This is a genomic window from Enterobacter sp. CC120223-11, from assembly GCF_900215375.1.
In the GTDB taxonomy this organism is placed as follows: domain Bacteria; phylum Pseudomonadota; class Gammaproteobacteria; order Enterobacterales; family Enterobacteriaceae; genus Scandinavium.
In genome coordinates this window covers 1-18,294 of the sequence record NZ_OBEF01000019.1, presented here as the reverse complement: position 1 = coordinate 18,294, position 18,294 = coordinate 1, and the positions used below count along the sequence as shown (strand labels likewise).

The window sequence follows — 18,294 nt, the reverse complement described above, 5'->3', positions numbered from 1 at the left end:
ACAACTATCAAATCTGTAGATTTTATCATCTATAACTAATCTGCAGAGCTGTATATCCTGGTATTAAAACACTGAAGGGAGCAGGACGATGAGCAATCAAGAAAACGATCAGAACGCAATGTCAGCAGGGAAATGCCCGTTCCATCAGGGCGGTCATGATGAAAGCGCAGGGGCCGGAACCAGCAGCCGCGACTGGTGGCCGAAGCAACTCCGGGTCGATCTCCTCAACCAACACTCAAATCGCTCGAACCCACTGGGCGAAGATTTTGATTACCGCAAAGAATTCAGCAAGCTCGATTACTCCGCGCTGAAAGGCGACCTCAAAGCTCTGTTAACCGATTCTCAACCCTGGTGGCCAGCCGACTGGGGTAACTACGCGGGCCTGTTCATCCGTATGGCGTGGCACGGTGCCGGGACTTACCGCTCCGTTGACGGCCGCGGTGGTGCAGGTCGCGGCCAGCAACGCTTTGCGCCGCTAAACTCCTGGCCGGATAACGTGAGCCTCGATAAGGCCCGCCGTCTGCTGTGGCCAATCAAACAAAAATACGGCCAGAAAATCTCCTGGGCCGACCTGTTCATTCTGGCCGGTAACGTCGCGCTGGAAAACTCCGGCTTCCGTACTTTCGGCTTTGGTGCCGGGCGTGAAGACGTCTGGGAACCGGACATGGACGTGAACTGGGGCGATGAAACCACATGGCTCAAGCACCGCGACCCGGAAGAGCTGGCGAAGCGTCCACTCGCGGCCACGGAAATGGGCCTGATTTACGTTAACCCGGAAGGGCCAAACGCCAGCGGTGAACCGCTTTCTGCGGCATCTGCCATTCGCGCCACCTTCGGCAACATGGGCATGAACGATGAAGAAACCGTCGCGCTGATTGCCGGGGGCCATACTCTCGGGAAAACTCACGGTGCGGGTTCCGCAACGAATGTAGGGGCCGATCCAGAAGCTGCCTCGATTGAATCTCAGGGCCTGGGCTGGGCCAGCACCCACGGTAGCGGCGTTGGTGCAGATGCTATCACCTCTGGTCTGGAAGTGGTCTGGACGCAGACCCCAACCCAGTGGAGCAACTACTTCTTCGAAAACCTCTACAAATACGAGTGGGTTCAGACCCGCAGCCCGGCTGGGGCTATTCAGTTTGAAGCGGTTGATGCGCCAGAAATCATTCCTGACCCGTTCGACCCATCGAAGAAACGCAAACCGACCATGCTGGTCACCGACCTGACGCTGCGTTTCGATCCCGATTTCGATAAAATTTCCCGCCGTTTCCTCAACGATCCACAGGCGTTTAACGAAGCCTTTGCCCGGGCGTGGTTCAAACTGACCCACCGTGATATGGGGCCAAAAGCGCGTTACATCGGCCCGGAAGTGCCGAAAGAAGATCTGATTTGGCAGGATCCGCTGCCGAAAGCGACTCTCAGCCCGACACCTGCGGATATCGACAAGCTGAAGGCAGAGATTGCCCATGCAGGTCTGTCCGTCAGCGAACTGGTATCCGTTGCCTGGGCGTCTGCTTCCACCTTCCGCGGCGGTGATAAGCGCGGTGGGGCGAACGGTGCGCGTCTGGCGCTGGCGCCTCAGCGTGACTGGGACGTGAACGCCGTAGCGGCAAAAGCGCTGCCTGCACTGGAAGCTATCCAGAAAGCATCCGGCAAAGCGTCACTGGCCGATATCATCGTGCTGGCGGGCATTGTTGGCGTTGAACAAGCTGCCGAAGCGGCGGGGATCAGCGTGCGCGTGCCGTTTATTCCAGGCCGTGTGGATGCAAGTCAGGATCAGACCGATGTAGAAATGTTCAGCCTGATGGAACCGGCCGCTGATGGCTTCCGTAACTACCGCGCCCGAGTGGATGCGGCCACTACGGAATCCCTGCTGATCGATAAAGCTCAGCAGCTGACGCTGACTGCGCCGGAACTGACAGTCCTGGTCGGCGGCCTGCGCGTGCTGGGGGCGAACTTCGATGGCGGTAACGCGGGCGTGTTCACCGATCGTCCGGGCGTGCTGAGCAATGACTTCTTCGTCAATCTGCTGGATATGCGCCAGGAGTGGAAAGCGACCGATGAGTCTGCAGAGCTGTTCGAAGGTCGCTGCCGTCAGAGCGGGGAAGTGAAGCACACTGCAACCCGCGCGGACCTGGTGTTTGGCTCCAACGCGGTGCTGCGTGCGCTGGCGGAAGTCTACGCCTGCGGCGATGCCAAAGAGAAGTTCGTCAAAGACTTCGTCGCGGCCTGGGTGAAAGTGATGAACCTGGATCGCTTCGACCTGCAGTAATGCTGCGTCTGGTATAAAAAAATCCCCGCTCAAGAGCGGGGATTTTTATTTGGATGCCTGGCTGAGTTAGCCCGTATTACGCATCCCGGCAGCAACGCCCGCGATGGTGACCATCAGCGCTTGTTCAACGCGTGGGTCCGGCTCTTTGCCTTCTTCTTCTGCCAGACGCGAACGGTGCAGCAGCTCAGCCTGAAGCACGTTCAACGGGTCAGTGTAGATGTTACGCAGCTGAATTGACTCGGCAATCCACGGCAGGTCAGCCATCAGGTGCGAATCGTTGGCAATGTCGAGCACCACTTTGATGTCCGCGTCCAGCAGCTGGCGCAGTTCTGCGCCGAGCGGCCACAGCTCTTTCTTCACCAGGCGCTGATCGTAGTATTCCGCCAGCCACAGGTCGGCTTTGGCGAACACCATTTCCAGCATGCCCAGACGGGTGGAGAAGAACGGCCAGTCGCGGCACATCACTTCCAGCTCGCTCTGCTTGCCGTCTTCCACGACTTTTTGCAGCGCGGCACCGGCACCGAGCCAGGCGGGCAGCATCAGGCGGTTCTGGGTCCAGGCGAAGATCCACGGGATGGCGCGCAGCGATTCCACGCCGCCGGTTGGGCGACGTTTTGCCGGACGTGAGCCGAGCGGCAGTTTGCCCAATTCCTGTTCCGGGGTGGCGGAACGGAAGTACGGCACGAAATCTTTGTTTTCACGCACGTAGCCGCGGTACATCTCGCAGGAGATATCTGACAGCTGAGCCATGATGTGACGCCACTCCGGCTTCGGCTCCGGCGGTGGCAGCAGGTTAGCTTCCAGAATCGCGCTGGTGTAGAGCGACAGGCTGCTGATGGTGACTTCCGGTAAACCGTACTTGAAGCGAATCATCTCGCCCTGTTCGGTGACGCGCAGGCCGCCTTTAAGGCTGCCCGGCGGCTGGGAAAGCAGTGCGGCGTGGGCTGGTGCGCCGCCACGGCCGATAGAACCACCGCGACCGTGGAACAGCGTCAGCTCGATGCCCGCTTTTTCACAGGTTTTGATCAGCGCATCCTGAGCCTGATACTGCGCCCAGGAGGCGGCCATCACGCCCGCGTCTTTTGCGGAATCGGAATAGCCAATCATCACCATCTGCTTGCCAGAGATGAAGCCGCGATACCAGTCGATGTTCAGCAGCTGCGTCATCACATCGTTGGCATTGTTGAGGTCGTCGAGGGTTTCAAACAGCGGGGCAACCGGCAGCGCAAAACCGATACCCGCTTCTTTCAGCAGCAGATGCACGGCCAGCACGTCGGAAGGGGTTTTCGCCATCGAAATCACGTACGCGGCAACGGAGCCTTTCGGCGCTTCGGCAATGACCTTGCAGGTGTCGAGCACTTCGCGAGTTTCTTCGCTTGGCTCCCACTGGCGCGGCAGCAGCGGACGCTTGGAGTTCAGTTCGCGGATCAGAAACGCCTGCTTGTCGGCTTCGGACCAGCTTTCGTAGTCGCCAATGCCGAGATAGCGGGTCAGTTCGCCCAGCGCTTCAGTGTGGCGGGTGCTTTCCTGACGCACATCAATACGCACCAGCGGCACGCCAAAACACTTCACGCGGCGCAGGGTGTCGAGCAGCTCGCCGTTGGCGATGATGCCCATCCCACAGGCCTGAAGAGATTTGTAACATGCGTAAAGCGGTTCCCAAAGTTGTTCATTCTGGGTCAGCAGGCCTGCTGGTTTCGGCAGCTTCTCGCCCTTCAGGCGTGCTTCCAGCCAGGCCTGTGTCGCAATCAGCTGGCTGCGAATTGTTTTCAGCAAGTAGCGATACGGTTCGGCTTCACCTGCTTCGCCTACGTAGGCTCGCAGCTCATCGGTACACTCGACCATCGACAGCTCGGAGATCAGCAACTGAATATCTTTCAGGAACAGATCGGTGGCTTTCCAGCGGCCCAGCAGCAGCACGGTGCGGGTGATATCGGCGGTCACGTTCGGGTTGCCGTCGCGGTCGCCGCCCATCCAGGAGGTGAAGCGAACGGGCACGAAATCGACCGGCAGCTGATAGCCAAGATTATCTTCCAGCTGTTCGTTCAGCTCGCGCAGATAATTCGGCACGCCTTCCCACAGGCTGTTTTCCACAACCGCAAAGCCCCATTTGGCTTCATCCACCGGGCTCGGGCGGTGCTTACGAATTTCATCGGTGTGCCATGACTGGGCAATCAGCTGGCGCAGGCGGCGCATCAGTGCGTGGCGTTCGTAATCGGCGATGTCTTTGTTATCCAGCTGCTTCAGGCAGTTGTTGATTTCGCCCATTTTGTGGATCAGCGTCCGGCGAGTGATTTCCGTCGGGTGTGCGGTCAGCACCAGCTCCAGCGACAGCGCTTCCACCGCTTTTTTAATGGTGGCTTCGTTCAGGTTTGGCTGATCTTTGAGTTTACGCAGGGTGCGGGCAATCACTTCCGGGTTGCTGGCCGCTTCGCCGTTGGGCGAAATGCTGTGGTATTGCTCGGCGGTATTCGCCAGATTCAGAAACTGGCTGAAGGCGCGGGCGACCGGCAGCAGCTCGTCGTTGGAGAGATTCTGCAACGTGGTGAGCAGCTCCTGGCGGTTGGCTTCATTGCCCGCACGGGAGGATTTTGACAACTTACGAATGGTTTCAACGCGATCAAGAATGTTCTCGCCAAGGGCATCCTTGATGGTTTCCCCTAACACCTTACCGAGCATACTGACATTACTACGCAAAGCGGAATATTGTTCGTTCATTACCCCAGACACCCCATCTCATTTATGTATGTCCCTGGATTTCGCACAGCCGCAGTGGAGCCGCGGGTGGTGAGTCAAAATCGTCCGGACAAGGTATTCAGTTTTTTTCTCGTGTTCACTTTATAAAGCCACGTAAAAACCCCCACGTCAATTGCTGCGAAATCGCTTCAGCAAACGAAAAAATGGCGGAAATTTGCCAAAGTTAACTCAGCGGCAGTGAGATAAGCGCTACTTATGGAAATGTGAGGAGAATCACCCTCTGAGGGACAGAGGGTGAAGACAGAATCAGTGCCAGCAAAAATGATGCACAACCTGAGTAATCAGTTCGCGCGTAGGTTTGATAAAGCGGGTTTCGAGATACTCATCCGGCTGGTGCGCCTGATTGATGGAGCCCGGGCCGAGCACCAGCGTTGGACACAGCGTCTGAATGTACGGCGCTTCGGTGCAGTAGTTCACCACTTCGGTTTTCGTGCCGAGCAGTTTTTCCACAACCTGCACCAGTTGGTGATCCGGCGGGCAAGCGTAACCCGGAATTGGCGGATGCAGCTCAGACACCGTCAGGCGGCCTGGCCATTTTTCACTGACCGGGGCCAGCGCATCGTTTAACAGCCCTTCGAGATCGTCGAGCGTCATGCCCGGCAGTGGGCGAATGTCCATATGCAGTTCACAGCAGGCACAGATGCGGTTGGAAGCATCGCCACCATGAATCGCCCCCAGGTTTAGCGTTGGGTACGGCACCGCAAAGGCGTCGTAGTGATAGCGCTCTTTCAGCGAGTCGCGCAATTGCATAATTCTGCCAATCGCGTCGTGCATCAGTTCGATGGCGTTCACGCCGCGATCCGGATCGCTCGAGTGGCCTGACTGCCCAAGCACGCGAATGGCGCTGGAGATATGGCCTTTATGGGCGCGAACGGGCTGTAAGGAGGTTGGCTCGCCGATGATGGCGCAGTCCGGACGGAGGCTTGTGGACTCAGAGAAATAGCGCGCGCCTGCCATGCTGGTTTCTTCATCGGCGGTTGCCAGGATATAGAGCGGCTTTTTCAGCTGTGTCACATCCACATCGCGCAATGCATCCAGGATGAACGCAAAGAAGCCTTTCATGTCAGCGGTGCCGAGGCCGTAAAGCTTGTTGTCGTGCTCGGTCAGCGTGAAGGGATCGCGCGTCCAGCGCCCATCGTCAAAGGGTACGGTATCGGTATGGCCGGTCAGCAGCAGACCGCCTGCACCTTCGCCGGTGCTGGCGAGCATATTGAATTTATGGCGGGTTCCGGGCACGGGCTGAATCTCTACCTTAAAGCCCAGCGTGGAGAACCACTCGGCCAGCAGATTGATTAAACCTTCATTACTTTGATCGAGGGATTCTTCGGTGGCGCTGATGGACGGTGTGGCGATCAATGCGCGGTAAATCTCGATAAATGGCGGTAAATTGTTTTTCATTGTTGACACACCTCAGGTCGTGATAGTATCAATATTCATGCAGTATTTGTGAATAAAAATACATTATCGTTGAGCATAAAGGAACCCGATGTTAAATACGCTGATTGTAGGCGCAAGCGGTTATGCTGGCGCTGAGCTGGTGAGCTACGTTAATCGCCATCCGCACATGAACATAACCGCTTTGACGGTCTCAGCGCAAAGCAATGATGCCGGAAAGTTAATCTCCGACCTGCATCCGCAGCTGAAAGGTCTGGTCGATCTGCCGCTTCAGCCGATGTCCGATATTCGCGAATTCAGCGCGGGTGTGGATGTGGTGTTCCTCGCCACGGCGCATGAAGTGAGCCACGATCTGGCGCCGCAGTTCCTCGATGCAGGCTGCGTCGTGTTCGACCTTTCCGGCGCGTTCCGCGTCAACGATGCTGATTTTTATCAGAAATATTATGGCTTCACCCACCAATATCCGGCGCTGCTGAAGCAGGCTGTATACGGTCTGGCGGAGTGGAGCAGCGACAAAATTAAAGAAGCCAATCTGATTGCGGTGCCGGGCTGTTACCCGACGGCGGCGCAGCTCTCCCTGAAGCCACTGATCGACGCCGGTCTGCTGGATCTTTCCCAGTGGCCGGTGATCAACGCCACCAGTGGCGTAAGCGGCGCGGGGCGCAAAGCGGCGATTTCCAACAGCTTCTGCGAAGTCAGCCTTCAGCCTTACGGCATATTCAACCACCGCCATCATCCGGAAATTACCACTCACTTAGGCGCAGAGGTGATTTTTACCCCACATCTGGGTAACTTTAAGCGCGGTATTCTGGAAACCATTACCTGTCGCCTGAAACCGGGTGTGACCCGTGAGCAGGTGGCGGATACCTTCGCTCAGGCGTATGCCGATAAACCGCTGGTGCGCCTGTATGACAAAGGTGTTCCAGCGCTGAAGAATGTTGTCGGCCTGCCGTTCTGCGATATCGGCTTTGCCGTGCAGGGCGAGCATCTGATTGTGGTTGCCGCTGAGGATAACCTGCTGAAAGGCGCGGCGGCGCAGGCGATGCAGTGCGCTAATATTCGTTTCGGCTTTGCTGAAACCCAGTCTCTTCTTTAATGGATACGTGACGATGAATCCTTTGATTATCAAACTCGGTGGTGTGCTGCTGGACAGTGAAGAAGCGCTGGAGCGTCTGTTCAGCGCGCTGGTGAACTACCGGGCGGAGCACAAACGTCCGCTGGTGATTGTGCACGGCGGCGGCTGCGTGGTGGATGAGCTGATGAAAGGCCTCAACCTGCCAGTGAAGAAGAAAAATGGCCTGCGCGTTACGCCTGCCGATCAGATTGACATTATTACCGGTGCGCTGGCGGGTACGGCGAACAAAACGCTGCTGGCGTGGGCGAAGAAGCACCACATTGCTTCTGTCGGCCTGTATCTTGGCGATGGCGACAGCGTGAAGGTGACGCAGCTCGATGAAGAGCTGGGCCACGTGGGGCTGGCAAAACCAGGTTCGCCAAAACTGATTAACACGCTGCTGGAAGGCGGTTTCCTGCCGGTGGTGAGCTCCATTGGCGTGACCGAAGAAGGTCAGCTGATGAACGTCAACGCCGACCAGGCGGCAACGGCGCTGGCGGCAACCCTGGGCGCAGATCTGATTCTGCTCTCTGACGTGAGCGGAATTCTTGATGGCAAAGGCCAGCGCATCGCGGAAATGACGGCGGCGAAGGCAGAACAGCTGATTGACCAGGGCATCATCACCGACGGCATGATCGTCAAAGTGAATGCGGCGCTGGATGCAGCCCGCACGCTGGGTCGTCCGGTGGATATCGCCTCATGGCGTCACGCCGAGCAGCTGCCGTCGCTGTTCAACGGCACGCCAATTGGTACTCGTATTCTGGCTTAATACTTTCCCCTCACCCTAACCCTCTCCCCAAAGAGGCGAGGGAACTGGCTGGAGCCGGTTTTCTCCCTCTCCCTCAGGGAGAGGGCAGGGGTGAGGGTTGTTTTCTGGCTGGATCCATTCCGGCAATACTCAATGAATCTTAAGGAAAATGGTTATGGCACTTTGGGGCGGGCGTTTTACTCAGGCAGCAGATCAGCGGTTCAAACAGTTCAACGACTCTTTGCGCTTTGACTATCGCCTGGCGGAGCAGGATATCGTTGGCTCTGTGGCCTGGTCTAAAGCGCTGGTGACGGTGAACGTACTCACCGCTGCGGAACAACAGCAGCTTGAAGAAGCGCTGAACGTTCTGCTCGAAGAGGTTCGCGCCAATCCGCAGCAAATCCTTGAAAGCGATGCCGAAGACATTCACAGCTGGGTTGAAGGCAAACTCATCGATAAAGTCGGCCAGTTGGGCAAAAAGTTGCACACCGGCCGTAGCCGTAACGACCAGGTCGCCACCGACCTGAAGCTGTGGTGCAAAGACACCATCACCGAACTGTTGAGCGCCAGCCGCCAGCTGCAAACCGCGCTGGTGGAAACGGCGAAGAATAATCAGGACGCGGTCATGCCGGGCTACACGCATTTGCAGCGTGCCCAGCCGGTGACTTTTGCCCACTGGTGCCTGGCGTATGTTGAAATGCTGGCCCGCGATGAAAGCCGTTTGCAGGATACGCTAAGACGTCTTGATGTCAGCCCACTCGGCAGCGGCGCGCTGGCGGGCACGGCCTATGAAATCGATCGTGAGCAGCTGGCGGGCTGGTTAGGTTTTGCCTCGGCGACCCGTAACAGTCTCGATAGCGTCTCTGACCGCGACCACGTGCTGGAACTGCTGTCGAATGCATCCATCGGCATGGTGCATTTATCACGCTTTGCAGAAGACCTGATTTTCTTCAACTCTGGCGAAGCGGGCTTCGTGGAGCTTTCCGACCGCGTGACGTCTGGTTCTTCCCTGATGCCACAGAAGAAAAACCCGGATGCGCTGGAGCTGATTCGCGGCAAATGCGGCCGCGTGCAGGGCGCCCTGACGGGCATGATGATGACCCTGAAAGGTCTGCCGCTGGCGTACAACAAAGATATGCAGGAAGACAAAGAGGGGCTGTTCGACGCGCTCGACACCTGGCTCGACTGTCTGCATATGGGCGCATTGGTGCTCGACGGCATTCAGGTGAAGCGCCCGCGCTGCCAGGAAGCGGCACAGCAGGGCTACGCCAACTCAACTGAACTGGCGGATTACCTGGTCGCCAAAGGTGTTCCATTCCGTGAAGCGCACCATATCGTCGGTGAAGCGGTGGTGGAAGCCATTCGTCAGGGCAAACCGCTGGAAGATCTGCCCTTGTCCGATCTGCAAAAATTCAGCGCAGTGATTGGCGAAGATGTTTATCCGATTCTGTTGCTGCAGTCCTGCCTTGATAAACGTGCCGCCAAAGGTGGCGTGTCGCCGAAGCAGGTGGCACAGGCGATTGCTGATGCGAAGACGCGGTTGGGTTAAGTCCTCTGCGATCTGATGCCCTCTCTCCAACCCCTCTCCCACGTGGAGAGGGGCCAGATTGGTTCCCTCTCCCTTTGGGAGAGGGTTAGGGAGAGGGGGAAAATACTAAGCCTGGCTAACCGCCGGGCTTTTTTACGCAAAAAAAAAGCGGACCACGGGGTCCGCAAAGTTCACGTTGGCTTTCGTTTTTCATATCAGAGAGAAACTTTGAACGGGTCGGTGGCTTCAAGGGTTAAATGAGATACCGCCTCGTTTCTGTGGAGTATTATTGACCACAAGGCTTGATAGGGATAATCGTTCATTGCTATGCTATCTATCGCCACGAACTATCGTGGCGACGGAGGATGAAGAATGAATATTCGTGATCTTGAATACCTGGTGGCGCTTGCCGAACATCGTCATTTTCGCCGTGCGGCGGATTCCTGCCACGTAAGCCAGCCGACGCTGAGCGGGCAGATTCGCAAGCTGGAAGATGAGCTCGGCGTGATGCTGCTGGAGCGCACCAGCCGTAAAGTGCTGTTCACTCAGGCAGGTTTGCTGCTGGTGGACCAGGCGCGTACCGTGCTGCGCGAGGTAAAAGTGCTCAAGGAGATGGCGAGCCAGCAGGGCGAAACGATGTCCGGGCCGCTGCATATCGGCCTTATCCCGACCGTTGGGCCTTATCTGCTGCCGCAGATTATCCCGATGCTGCACCAGACGTTCCCGAAACTCGAAATGTATCTGCATGAAGCGCAAACGCATCAGCTGCTGGCGCAGCTCGACAGCGGTAAGCTGGACTGCGCGATCCTCGCCCTGGTCAAAGAGAGTGAGGCCTTTATTGAGGTTCCGCTGTTTGATGAGCCGATGATGCTGGCGATTTACGAAGATCACCCTTGGGCGAATCGCGACGTCGTGCCGATGGCCGATCTGGCCGGAGAAAAGCTGCTAATGCTGGAAGACGGCCACTGCCTGCGCGACCAGGCGATGGGCTTCTGCTTCGAGGCGGGCGCAGACGAAGACACCCATTTCCGCGCCACGAGCCTGGAAACGCTGCGCAACATGGTGGCTGCTGGCAGCGGAATTACGCTGTTACCTGCGCTCTCCGTGCCGCCTGAACGCAAACGCGATGGCGTGATTTATCTGCCGTGCATTAAGCCGGAGCCGCGTCGTACGGTGGGGCTGGTGTATCGTCCGGGTTCACCGCTGCGCAGCCGCTATGAGCAGCTGGCAGAGGCCATCCGCACGCAGATGGATGGCCATTTCGATAAGCCGTTAAAAAAGGCGGTTTAAGCCATTCAGCGCCGCTACCCGATAGGCTTCCGCCATCGTCGGGTAGTTAAAGGTGGTGTTAACGAAGTACTCGATGGTGTTGCCACCGCCTTTTTGCTCCATTATCGCCTGGCCGATGTGAATGATTTCGGCCGCGCGCTCACCAAAGCAGTGAATGCCCAGAATCTCCTTGGTTTCCCGATGGAAAAGGATTTTCAGGGTGCCCACGTTCATGCCGACGATCTGCGCTCGCGCCAGGTGCTTAAACTGCGCCCGGCCTACTTCGTAAGGCACCTTCATCGCCGTCAACTGCTGCTCGGTTTTGCCGACGGAGCTGATTTCCGGAATGGTGTAAATGCCTGTCGGAATGTCCTCAATCAGGTGCGCTGTCGCTTCACCTTTCACCACTGCCTGTGCCGCAATTCGGCCCTGATCGTAGGCCGCAGAAGCGAGGCTCGGGTAGCCGATCACGTCGCCGACCGCATAAATGTGCGGAATGGCTGTCTGATACATGCTGTTTACCTTCAGCTGACCGCGGCTGTCGGTTTGCAGGCCGATGTGTTCCAGCGCCAGTGAGTCTGTGTTCCCGGTGCGTCCGTTGGCGTAAAGCAGGCAGTCGGCTTTCAGCTTCTTGCCGGACTTCAGGTGCATGATCACCCCATCGTCCATGCCTTCGATTTTCTCGTACTCTTCGTTGTGGCGAATCACCACGCCGCTGTTCCAGAAGTGATACGAGAGGGAATCTGACATCTCCTGATCGAGGAAGGCCAGCAGGCGATCGCGGGTGTTGATCAGGTCGACTTTGACCTCCATTCCACGGAAGATCGAGGCATATTCACAACCGATCACCCCGGCACCGTAGATGATCACGTGACGTGGTTCATGGTGCAGGCTAAGGATTGAGTCGCTGTCGTACACGCGCGGATGGCTGAAATCAACGTCGTCCGGGCGATACGGGCGCGAGCCGCAGGCAATCACGAATTTTTCGGCGGTGATCGTTTCAACGGAGCCGTCGTGGCACTCCAGCGCAATGGTGTGCTCATCAATAAAGTGCGCGTTGCCTTGCAGAATTTCGCAGTGGTTACGCTCGTAGAATCCCTGGCGCATCCGCGTCTGCTGATTAATCACGCTGTCGGCATGATTGAGGATGTCGGCAAAGGAAGAACGAAGAAGTCGGGAGTGGTCGCTGTAGAGAGGGTTCTGGTTAAATTCGATGATACGGCTGACGGCGTGGCGGAGCGCTTTCGACGGGATGGTGCCCCAGTGGGTGCAACCGCCGCCGACGTTATGGTAGCGCTCAATCACGGCGACTCGGGCGCCGAGTTTCACCAGCCCCATTGCGGCACCTTCGCCGCCCGGGCCAGAACCAATTACTATTGCATCATAATCGTAGGTGTGTGGCATGGTAAGGCTTACCTGTTCTTATACATAAAAGCAACAGAATAGTAACATCATCGGCAGGATAACCCAATTATCGTTGTGCTTTTTTGAGGTGTTAAAGCACAAACCGCCCGTAAACATTCATTCACAAAGCGCCTGAAACAGATTAGTTTTAATCTCTGGTATAGTGCCAGCAAGGCAGATGGAAGGATTCAGACATCGTGATGGGCGTCAGAGCACAACAAAAAGAAAAAACCCGGCGTTCGCTGGTGGAAGCCGCATTCAGTCAACTGAGTGCAGAACGCAGTTTTGCCAGCCTCAGCCTGCGTGAAGTGGCGCGCGAGGCGGGTATTGCGCCGACCTCCTTCTATCGTCATTTTCGCGATGTGGATGAACTGGGTTTAACCATGGTCGATGAAAGCGGGCTGATGCTGCGCCAGCTGATGCGCCAGGCGCGCCAGCGCATCGCCAAAGGCGGCAGCGTGATCCGCACCTCCGTGTCGACCTTTATGGAGTTTATCGGCAACAATCCCAACGCATTTCGTTTATTACTCCGCGAACGTTCCGGAACCTCGGCGGCGTTTCGTGCCGCCGTTGCCCGCGAAATTCAGCACTTCATTGCGGAACTTGCGGACTATCTCGAAATCGAAAACCACATGCCCCGTGCTTTCACTGAAGCGCAGGCGGAAGCGATGGTGACCATCGTGTTCAGTGCGGGCGCGGAAGCGCTGGATGTCAGCCCTGAACAGCGCCGGCAACTAGAAGAGCGACTGGTACTGCAGCTGCGGATGATCTCCAAAGGCGCGTATTACTGGTATCGCCGCGAACAAGAGAAAACGACACTCATTTCCGAATAACGAAGGACGAGCAATGAAACAGACAGGTCAAGACCGAGGTACGTTGTTGCTGGCGCTGGTGGCTGGCTTATCCATTAACGGCACATTTGCAGCCCTCTTCAGCTCGATTGTACCTTTCTCACTCTTTCCTTTGATTGCGCTGGTTCTGACGGTTTACTGCCTGCATCAGCGTTATCAGAACCGCACCATGCCAGTGGGTTTGCCTGGTCTTGCCGCGGCGTGTTTCATCCTTGGCGTACTGGTCTACAGCACAGTGGTGCGTGCGGAATACCCGGATATCGGCTCTAACTTCTTCCCGGCGGTGCTGTCGGTGATGATGGTGTTCTGGATTGGTTTCCGCATGCGTAACCGCAAAGCGGAGATTGCAGAGTAACTGAAAAGTCGGCCGGGTAAGGCGTGGCCGCCACCCGGCATCTCTGGCAGGTGGCGCGTTGCTCACCTGGCCTACAAAAACATTATTTCTTCGTCAGCCAGACGCCGCATTCCATATGATGCGTGTACGGGAACTGATCGAACAGCGCCAGGCGCTCAACTTTGTGCGTCTGGCCTAAAGTTTCCAGGTTCTTACACAGCGTTTCCGGATTACAGGAAATGTACAGAATACGCGGGTAAGCCTGCACCATCTTCTCGGTTTCGCTGTCCAGCCCGCTGCGCGGTGGATCGACGAAAATCGTCTCGCACTGATAGCTCTTCAGATCGATACCCTGCAAACGGTTAAATTCACGCACGCCGTTCATCGCCTGGGTAAACTCTTCCGCTGACATACGAATAATCTGCACATTATCAATGTGGTTCGCCGCAATGTTGTACTGGGCGGCGGCAACTGAAGGCTTGGCGATTTCAGTGGCCAGCACGCGATCGAAGTTGCGCGCCAGCGCCAGGGAGAAATTACCGTTGCCGCAATACAGCTCCAGCAGATCCCCTTTCGAGCCTTGCGTGGCATTCAACGCCCATTCCAGCATCTGCACGTTCATTGCCGCATTTGGCTGGGTGAAGCTGTTTTCGACCTGGCGATAAATCATTTCACGGCCACCGACGGGCAGGCGCTCGTCGATAAAGTCCTGATCCAGCATGATTTTAGTTTTTGTCGCACGGCCAATCAGGTGCACGTTCAGGTTTGCCGCACGCAGCGCATCCCGCAGCGCTGTTGCCGCAGCCTGCCATTCATCGTCCAGCTTTTTATGGTACAGCAGCGAGACGATGGCCTGGTTGCTGACGGTGGTCAGGTAATCAATCTGGAACAGCTTGTGGCGCAGCGTTTTCTCTGCCTTCACGCCATCCAGCACGGCTTTCATCAGCGCATTGATAAGCTCGCTGGCGGCCGGGAAGCTATCCACGCGAATACGCTGCTTCGTTTCCTGATCGAAAATGATGTGGTACAGGTCATCGCCGTCGTGCCACATACGGAATTCTGCGCGCATGCGGTAGTGGCTGACAGGTGAGCGGAACACCTCCGGAACCGGCGCATTATGCGGCGCCATCATGCTTTGCAGACGGACGACTTTCTCCGCCAGTTGGGCCTCGTACTGTTCTGTCGGCAGGTGTTCAGGGGTCATGATGCTTCCTGTAAGAGAGAAATAACGCGGCGATTGTAGGGAATGCTCACAGGATGTCCAGCCTTCGATAGCCTGAGTGCCGTGAATAGCAGTCTGGACATCTGCATGTTTCTGAATGTAGCATCCTGTTTCCGGTCTTGTGAGTTAAATGGGAATCCAGTGCAAATCTGGAGCTGACGCGCAGCGGTAAAGTAAGGCGAAATGAGAGCGTAAGCAGACACTGCCAGCTGGCGGGAAGTCATCATTTCTCTGCCCCGAACTTTCGGGGGCCTTCAAGCCCGAAGACCTGCCGGAGTACGTCGCAACGGATCCTCATGCTCGCGAATAGCCATGAGACCAGCGGCATCCTTCCTATTTACTGGATGCTTTTAACAATGATTAAAAAAGCTTCGCTGCTGACGGCGCTCTCCGTCACAGCTTTTTCTGGCTGGGCGCAGGACAACGGCTCAGACACGATGGTCGTTTCGGCAAATCGTTTTGAACAACCTCTCAATACGGTGCTGGCCCCGGTCAGCGTTGTGACTCGTCAGGATATCGACCGCTGGCAGTCTCAGTCTGTTGTCGATGTGATGCGCCGTCTGCCGGGCGTGAATATTGCGCAAAACGGCGGCCTGGGCCAACAGTCTTCTTTATTTATCCGCGGCACCAATTCAAGCCATGTTCTGATTCTGGTGGACGGCGTGCGCCTGAATCAGGCGGGTGTCAGCGGTTCTTCTGATTTAAGTCAGTTCCCGATTAGCCTCGTGCAACGCATCGAATATATCCGCGGACCGCGTTCGGCGGTGTACGGTTCCGACGCGATTGGCGGCGTGGTCAACATCATTACCACGCGCGATAAAGACGGCACTACGCTGAATGCGGGCGTGGGCTCCAACGGCTATCAGAATTACGGCGGCAGCACGCAGCAGACGTTGGGCGATAGCACGCGTGTGACGCTTTCGGGAGATTACACCTACAGCAAAGGTTATGACGTTGTGGCGGATGGAAACACCGGTGGCGTGGCGCAGCCGGATCGCGACGGCTTTATGAGTAAAACGCTGTACGGCGCGCTGGAGCACAATTTCTCCGATGAGTGGAGCGCTTTTGTTCGCGGCTATGGTTACGACAACCGTACGGCCTACGACGGTTACTACAGCGCTTACGGCACGCTGGATACGCGTCAGCTCTACAGCCAGACGTGGGATGCGGGCGTTCGCTTCAATAACGACATTTTCCATTCCCAACTGCTCTCAAGCTACAGCCACAGCAAAGACTACAACTACGATCCGAACTTCGGCCGCTACGATTCGTCGGCAACGCTGGATGAAGTGCAGCAGTACAATCTGCAATGGGCTAACTCGGTCGACGTGGGTCATGGCAACATCGGCGCGGGTGTGGACTGGCAGAAGCAGACGACTGAGCCAGGTACCAGTTACGTTACGGACGGCTATGAGATCCGTAACACCGGCCTTTATCTGACCGGCCTGCAGCAGTTCGGCGACTTCACCTTTGAAGGCGCGGCACGCAGCGATGACAACTCGCAGTTTGGCACTCATGGCACCTGGCAGGGCAGCGCGGCATGGGAGTTTGTCGAAGGCTATCGCTTCGTCGCCTCCTACGGCACAGCGTTCAAAGCGCCGAATCTTGGTCAGCTTTATGGCTTCTACGGCAATAAAGATCTCGACCCGGAAGAGAGCAAGCAGTGGGAAGGGGCATTTGAGGGCTTAACGGCGGGCGTGAACTGGCGTCTGTCGGGTTACCGCAATGACGTGGACAACCTGATTGATTATGACAGCCATCTCCAGCAGTACTACAACGTGGGCAAAGCGCGCATCAAAGGCATTGAAGCGACAGCATCCTTCGATACAGGGCCTCTGGCGCACACGGTAAGCTATGACTATCTGGATGCCCGCGATGCACAGACCAACGAACTGTTACTGCGTCGCGCTAAGCAGCAGGTGAAGTATCAGCTCGACTGGCAGGTCTATGATTTTGACTGGGGTGTGACTTATCACTACCTCGGCAGCCGCTACGATACGGATTTCAATACCTATCAGACCGTCAAAATGGGCGGTGTCAGCCTGTGGGATCTCGCCGTTTCATATCCGGTCACCTCTCACCTCACTGTTCGTGGTAAAATCGCCAACCTGTTCGATAAAGATTACGAGACAGTTTATGGCTACGAAACTGCAGGACGGGAATACACCTTGTCTGGCAGCTACACCTTCTGATCCACGTCCCACCGTCCTGGTTTTTGATTCCGGAGTCGGTGGGTTGTCGGTTTATGATGAGATTCGGCACCTGCTGCCGGATCTCCATTATATCTACGCCTTCGATAACGTTGCCTTTCCCTACGGCGAAAAGAGTGAAGCGTTTATCGTTGAACGCGTGCTGGAAATCGTTACGGCTGTGCAGGCGCGTTACCCTCTTGCCCTGGCTGTGATTGCCTGTAACACCGCAAGCACCGTTTCCCTCCCCGCATTACGCGAGAAGTTTGCTTTCCCGGTTGTCGGTGTCGTACCGGCGATAAAACCCGCTGCACGGTTGACCGCAAATGGCGTAGTGGGCCTGCTGGCAACACGTGGCACGGTAAAGCGTCCTTATACGCGTGAACTTATCGAGCGTTTCGCCAATGAGTGTCAGATTGAAATGCTGGGTTCGGCGGAGTTGGTGGTCCTGGCGGAAGCGAAGCTGCACGGCGAGCCGGTGCCGCTGGAAGAGCTGCGCAGAATTCTACGTCCGTGGTTGAGAATGCCAGAGCCACCAGACACGGTCGTACTGGGTTGCACGCATTTTCCTCTTTTACAGGACGAGCTGCTTGAAGTCCTGCCGGAGGGTACCCGATTAGTGGATTCCGGGGCGGCAATCGCGCGACGCACGGCCTGGCTGCTTGAACATGAAGCCCCTGATGCAAAATCATCAGAAGAAAATGTGGCCTTCTGTATGGCCCTCACGCCGGAAACTGAGCAACTTTTACCCGTTTTGCAGCGTTATGGCTTCGAAATGCTTGAAAAGCTGTGTGATTAATAGGCATTTGAGTAAAAAAGAGACGGTTGAAAAGTTTTTTGCAAACAGGGCTTGTCAACGTCTCAGAACTCCCTATAATGCGCCTCCACTGACACGGAACAACGGCAAACAAGCCGCCGGCTCAGCAGGGTTTCTCCGGAAATTCTGACAGAGAAAAGCGAAAATAAACGCTTGACTCTGAATGAGGAAAACGTATTATACGGGACCTCGAAACGGCGAGCGAAAGCCGCGTTTCACTGCTCTTTAACAATTTATCAGACAATCTGTGTGGGCACTCAAAGTGACATGGATTCTTAACGTCGCAAGACGAAAAATGAATACCAAGTCTCTGAGTGAACATACGTAATTCATTACGAAGTTTAATTCACGAGCATCAAACTTAAATTGAAGAGTTTGATCATGGCTCAGATTGAAC

Annotated in this window: 13 protein-coding genes and 1 riboswitch; of the genes, 9 read left to right on the top strand and 4 right to left on the bottom strand. The window is 56.2% G+C overall.

The annotated features are described in order from the left end of the window. Positions 1–88: 88 nt before the first annotated feature. Positions 89–2,269: a catalase/peroxidase HPI gene (katG, locus tag CRO87_RS18705; RefSeq protein ID WP_097164440.1), complete on the top strand. Its 2,181-nt coding sequence runs from the start codon at positions 89–91 to the stop codon at positions 2,267–2,269. A gap of 66 nt (positions 2,270–2,335) precedes the next feature. Here katG and ppc read toward each other — a convergent pair whose 3' ends face one another. Together ppc and argE are read right to left on the bottom strand one after the other, a co-directional pair. Continuing rightward, positions 2,336–4,987 (bottom strand): phosphoenolpyruvate carboxylase, encoded by a 2,652-nt coding sequence (gene ppc / locus CRO87_RS18700; RefSeq protein ID WP_097164439.1) that lies wholly within the window; start codon positions 4,985–4,987, stop codon positions 2,336–2,338. Positions 4,988–5,272: 285 nt separating this feature from the next. Continuing rightward, a complete protein-coding gene (argE, locus tag CRO87_RS18695; RefSeq protein ID WP_097164438.1) occupies positions 5,273–6,424 on the bottom strand; it encodes an acetylornithine deacetylase in 1,152 nt (383 codons plus the stop codon). Between the two features lie 88 nt (positions 6,425–6,512). On the opposite strand from argE, the gene argC reads away from it, so the two are divergent. The 4 genes from argC (at position 6,513) to oxyR (ending at position 11,101) form a co-directional block, all read left to right on the top strand. Further along, the gene (gene argC / locus CRO87_RS18690; RefSeq protein ID WP_097164437.1) at positions 6,513–7,517 is read left to right on the top strand and encodes an N-acetyl-gamma-glutamyl-phosphate reductase; all 1,005 of its coding nucleotides are present in this window, start codon (positions 6,513–6,515) and stop codon (positions 7,515–7,517) included. 13 nt (positions 7,518–7,530) lie between these two features. Continuing rightward, the gene (gene argB / locus CRO87_RS18685) at positions 7,531–8,304 is read left to right on the top strand and encodes an acetylglutamate kinase (protein WP_097164436.1); all 774 of its coding nucleotides are present in this window, start codon (positions 7,531–7,533) and stop codon (positions 8,302–8,304) included. 154 nt (positions 8,305–8,458) lie between these two features. After that, the gene (gene argH / locus CRO87_RS18680) at positions 8,459–9,832 is read left to right on the top strand and encodes an argininosuccinate lyase (protein ID WP_097164435.1); all 1,374 of its coding nucleotides are present in this window, start codon (positions 8,459–8,461) and stop codon (positions 9,830–9,832) included. Between the two features lie 351 nt (positions 9,833–10,183). Continuing rightward, positions 10,184–11,101 (top strand): DNA-binding transcriptional regulator OxyR, encoded by a 918-nt coding sequence (oxyR, locus tag CRO87_RS18675; RefSeq protein ID WP_097164434.1) that lies wholly within the window; start codon positions 10,184–10,186, stop codon positions 11,099–11,101. On the opposite strand, the gene sthA is transcribed toward oxyR, so the two are convergent. Further along, positions 11,084–12,484 carry a Si-specific NAD(P)(+) transhydrogenase gene (sthA, locus tag CRO87_RS18670; protein WP_097164433.1) on the bottom strand — a complete coding sequence of 467 codons (1,401 nt, stop codon included), beginning with the start codon at positions 12,482–12,484 and terminating at the stop codon, positions 11,084–11,086. The two genes, oxyR and sthA, sit on opposite strands and share 18 nt — an antisense overlap. Before the next feature lie 197 nt (positions 12,485–12,681). Here sthA and fabR point away from each other — a divergent pair, with 197 nt between their 5' ends. Both fabR and CRO87_RS18660 read left to right on the top strand, forming a co-directional pair. Beyond that, on the top strand, positions 12,682–13,317 hold the full coding sequence (gene fabR, locus CRO87_RS18665; RefSeq protein ID WP_097164432.1) for an HTH-type transcriptional repressor FabR: 636 nt from the start codon (positions 12,682–12,684) through the stop codon (positions 13,315–13,317). 13 nt (positions 13,318–13,330) lie between these two features. After that, on the top strand, positions 13,331–13,690 hold the full coding sequence (locus CRO87_RS18660) for a YijD family membrane protein (protein WP_097164431.1): 360 nt from the start codon (positions 13,331–13,333) through the stop codon (positions 13,688–13,690). 82 nt (positions 13,691–13,772) lie between these two features. Here the strand turns inward: CRO87_RS18660 and trmA are convergent, their stop codons facing one another. After that, positions 13,773–14,873: a tRNA (uridine(54)-C5)-methyltransferase TrmA gene (trmA, locus tag CRO87_RS18655; RefSeq protein ID WP_097164430.1), complete on the bottom strand. Its 1,101-nt coding sequence runs from the start codon at positions 14,871–14,873 to the stop codon at positions 13,773–13,775. Between the two features lie 115 nt (positions 14,874–14,988). Then, positions 14,989–15,182: riboswitch (cobalamin riboswitch) on the top strand. Positions 15,183–15,247: 65 nt separating this feature from the next. Here trmA and btuB point away from each other — a divergent pair. After that, entirely contained in the window at positions 15,248–17,083 is a 1,836-nt protein-coding gene (gene btuB / locus CRO87_RS18650) for a TonB-dependent vitamin B12 receptor BtuB (protein ID WP_097164505.1), read from the top strand. Beyond that, positions 17,028–17,879, top strand: coding sequence for a glutamate racemase (murI, locus tag CRO87_RS18645; protein WP_097164429.1), 852 nt, complete (start codon positions 17,028–17,030; stop codon positions 17,877–17,879). The genes btuB and murI overlap by 56 nt, the downstream gene beginning before the upstream one ends. The last annotated feature ends 415 nt before the right edge of the window (positions 17,880–18,294 follow it).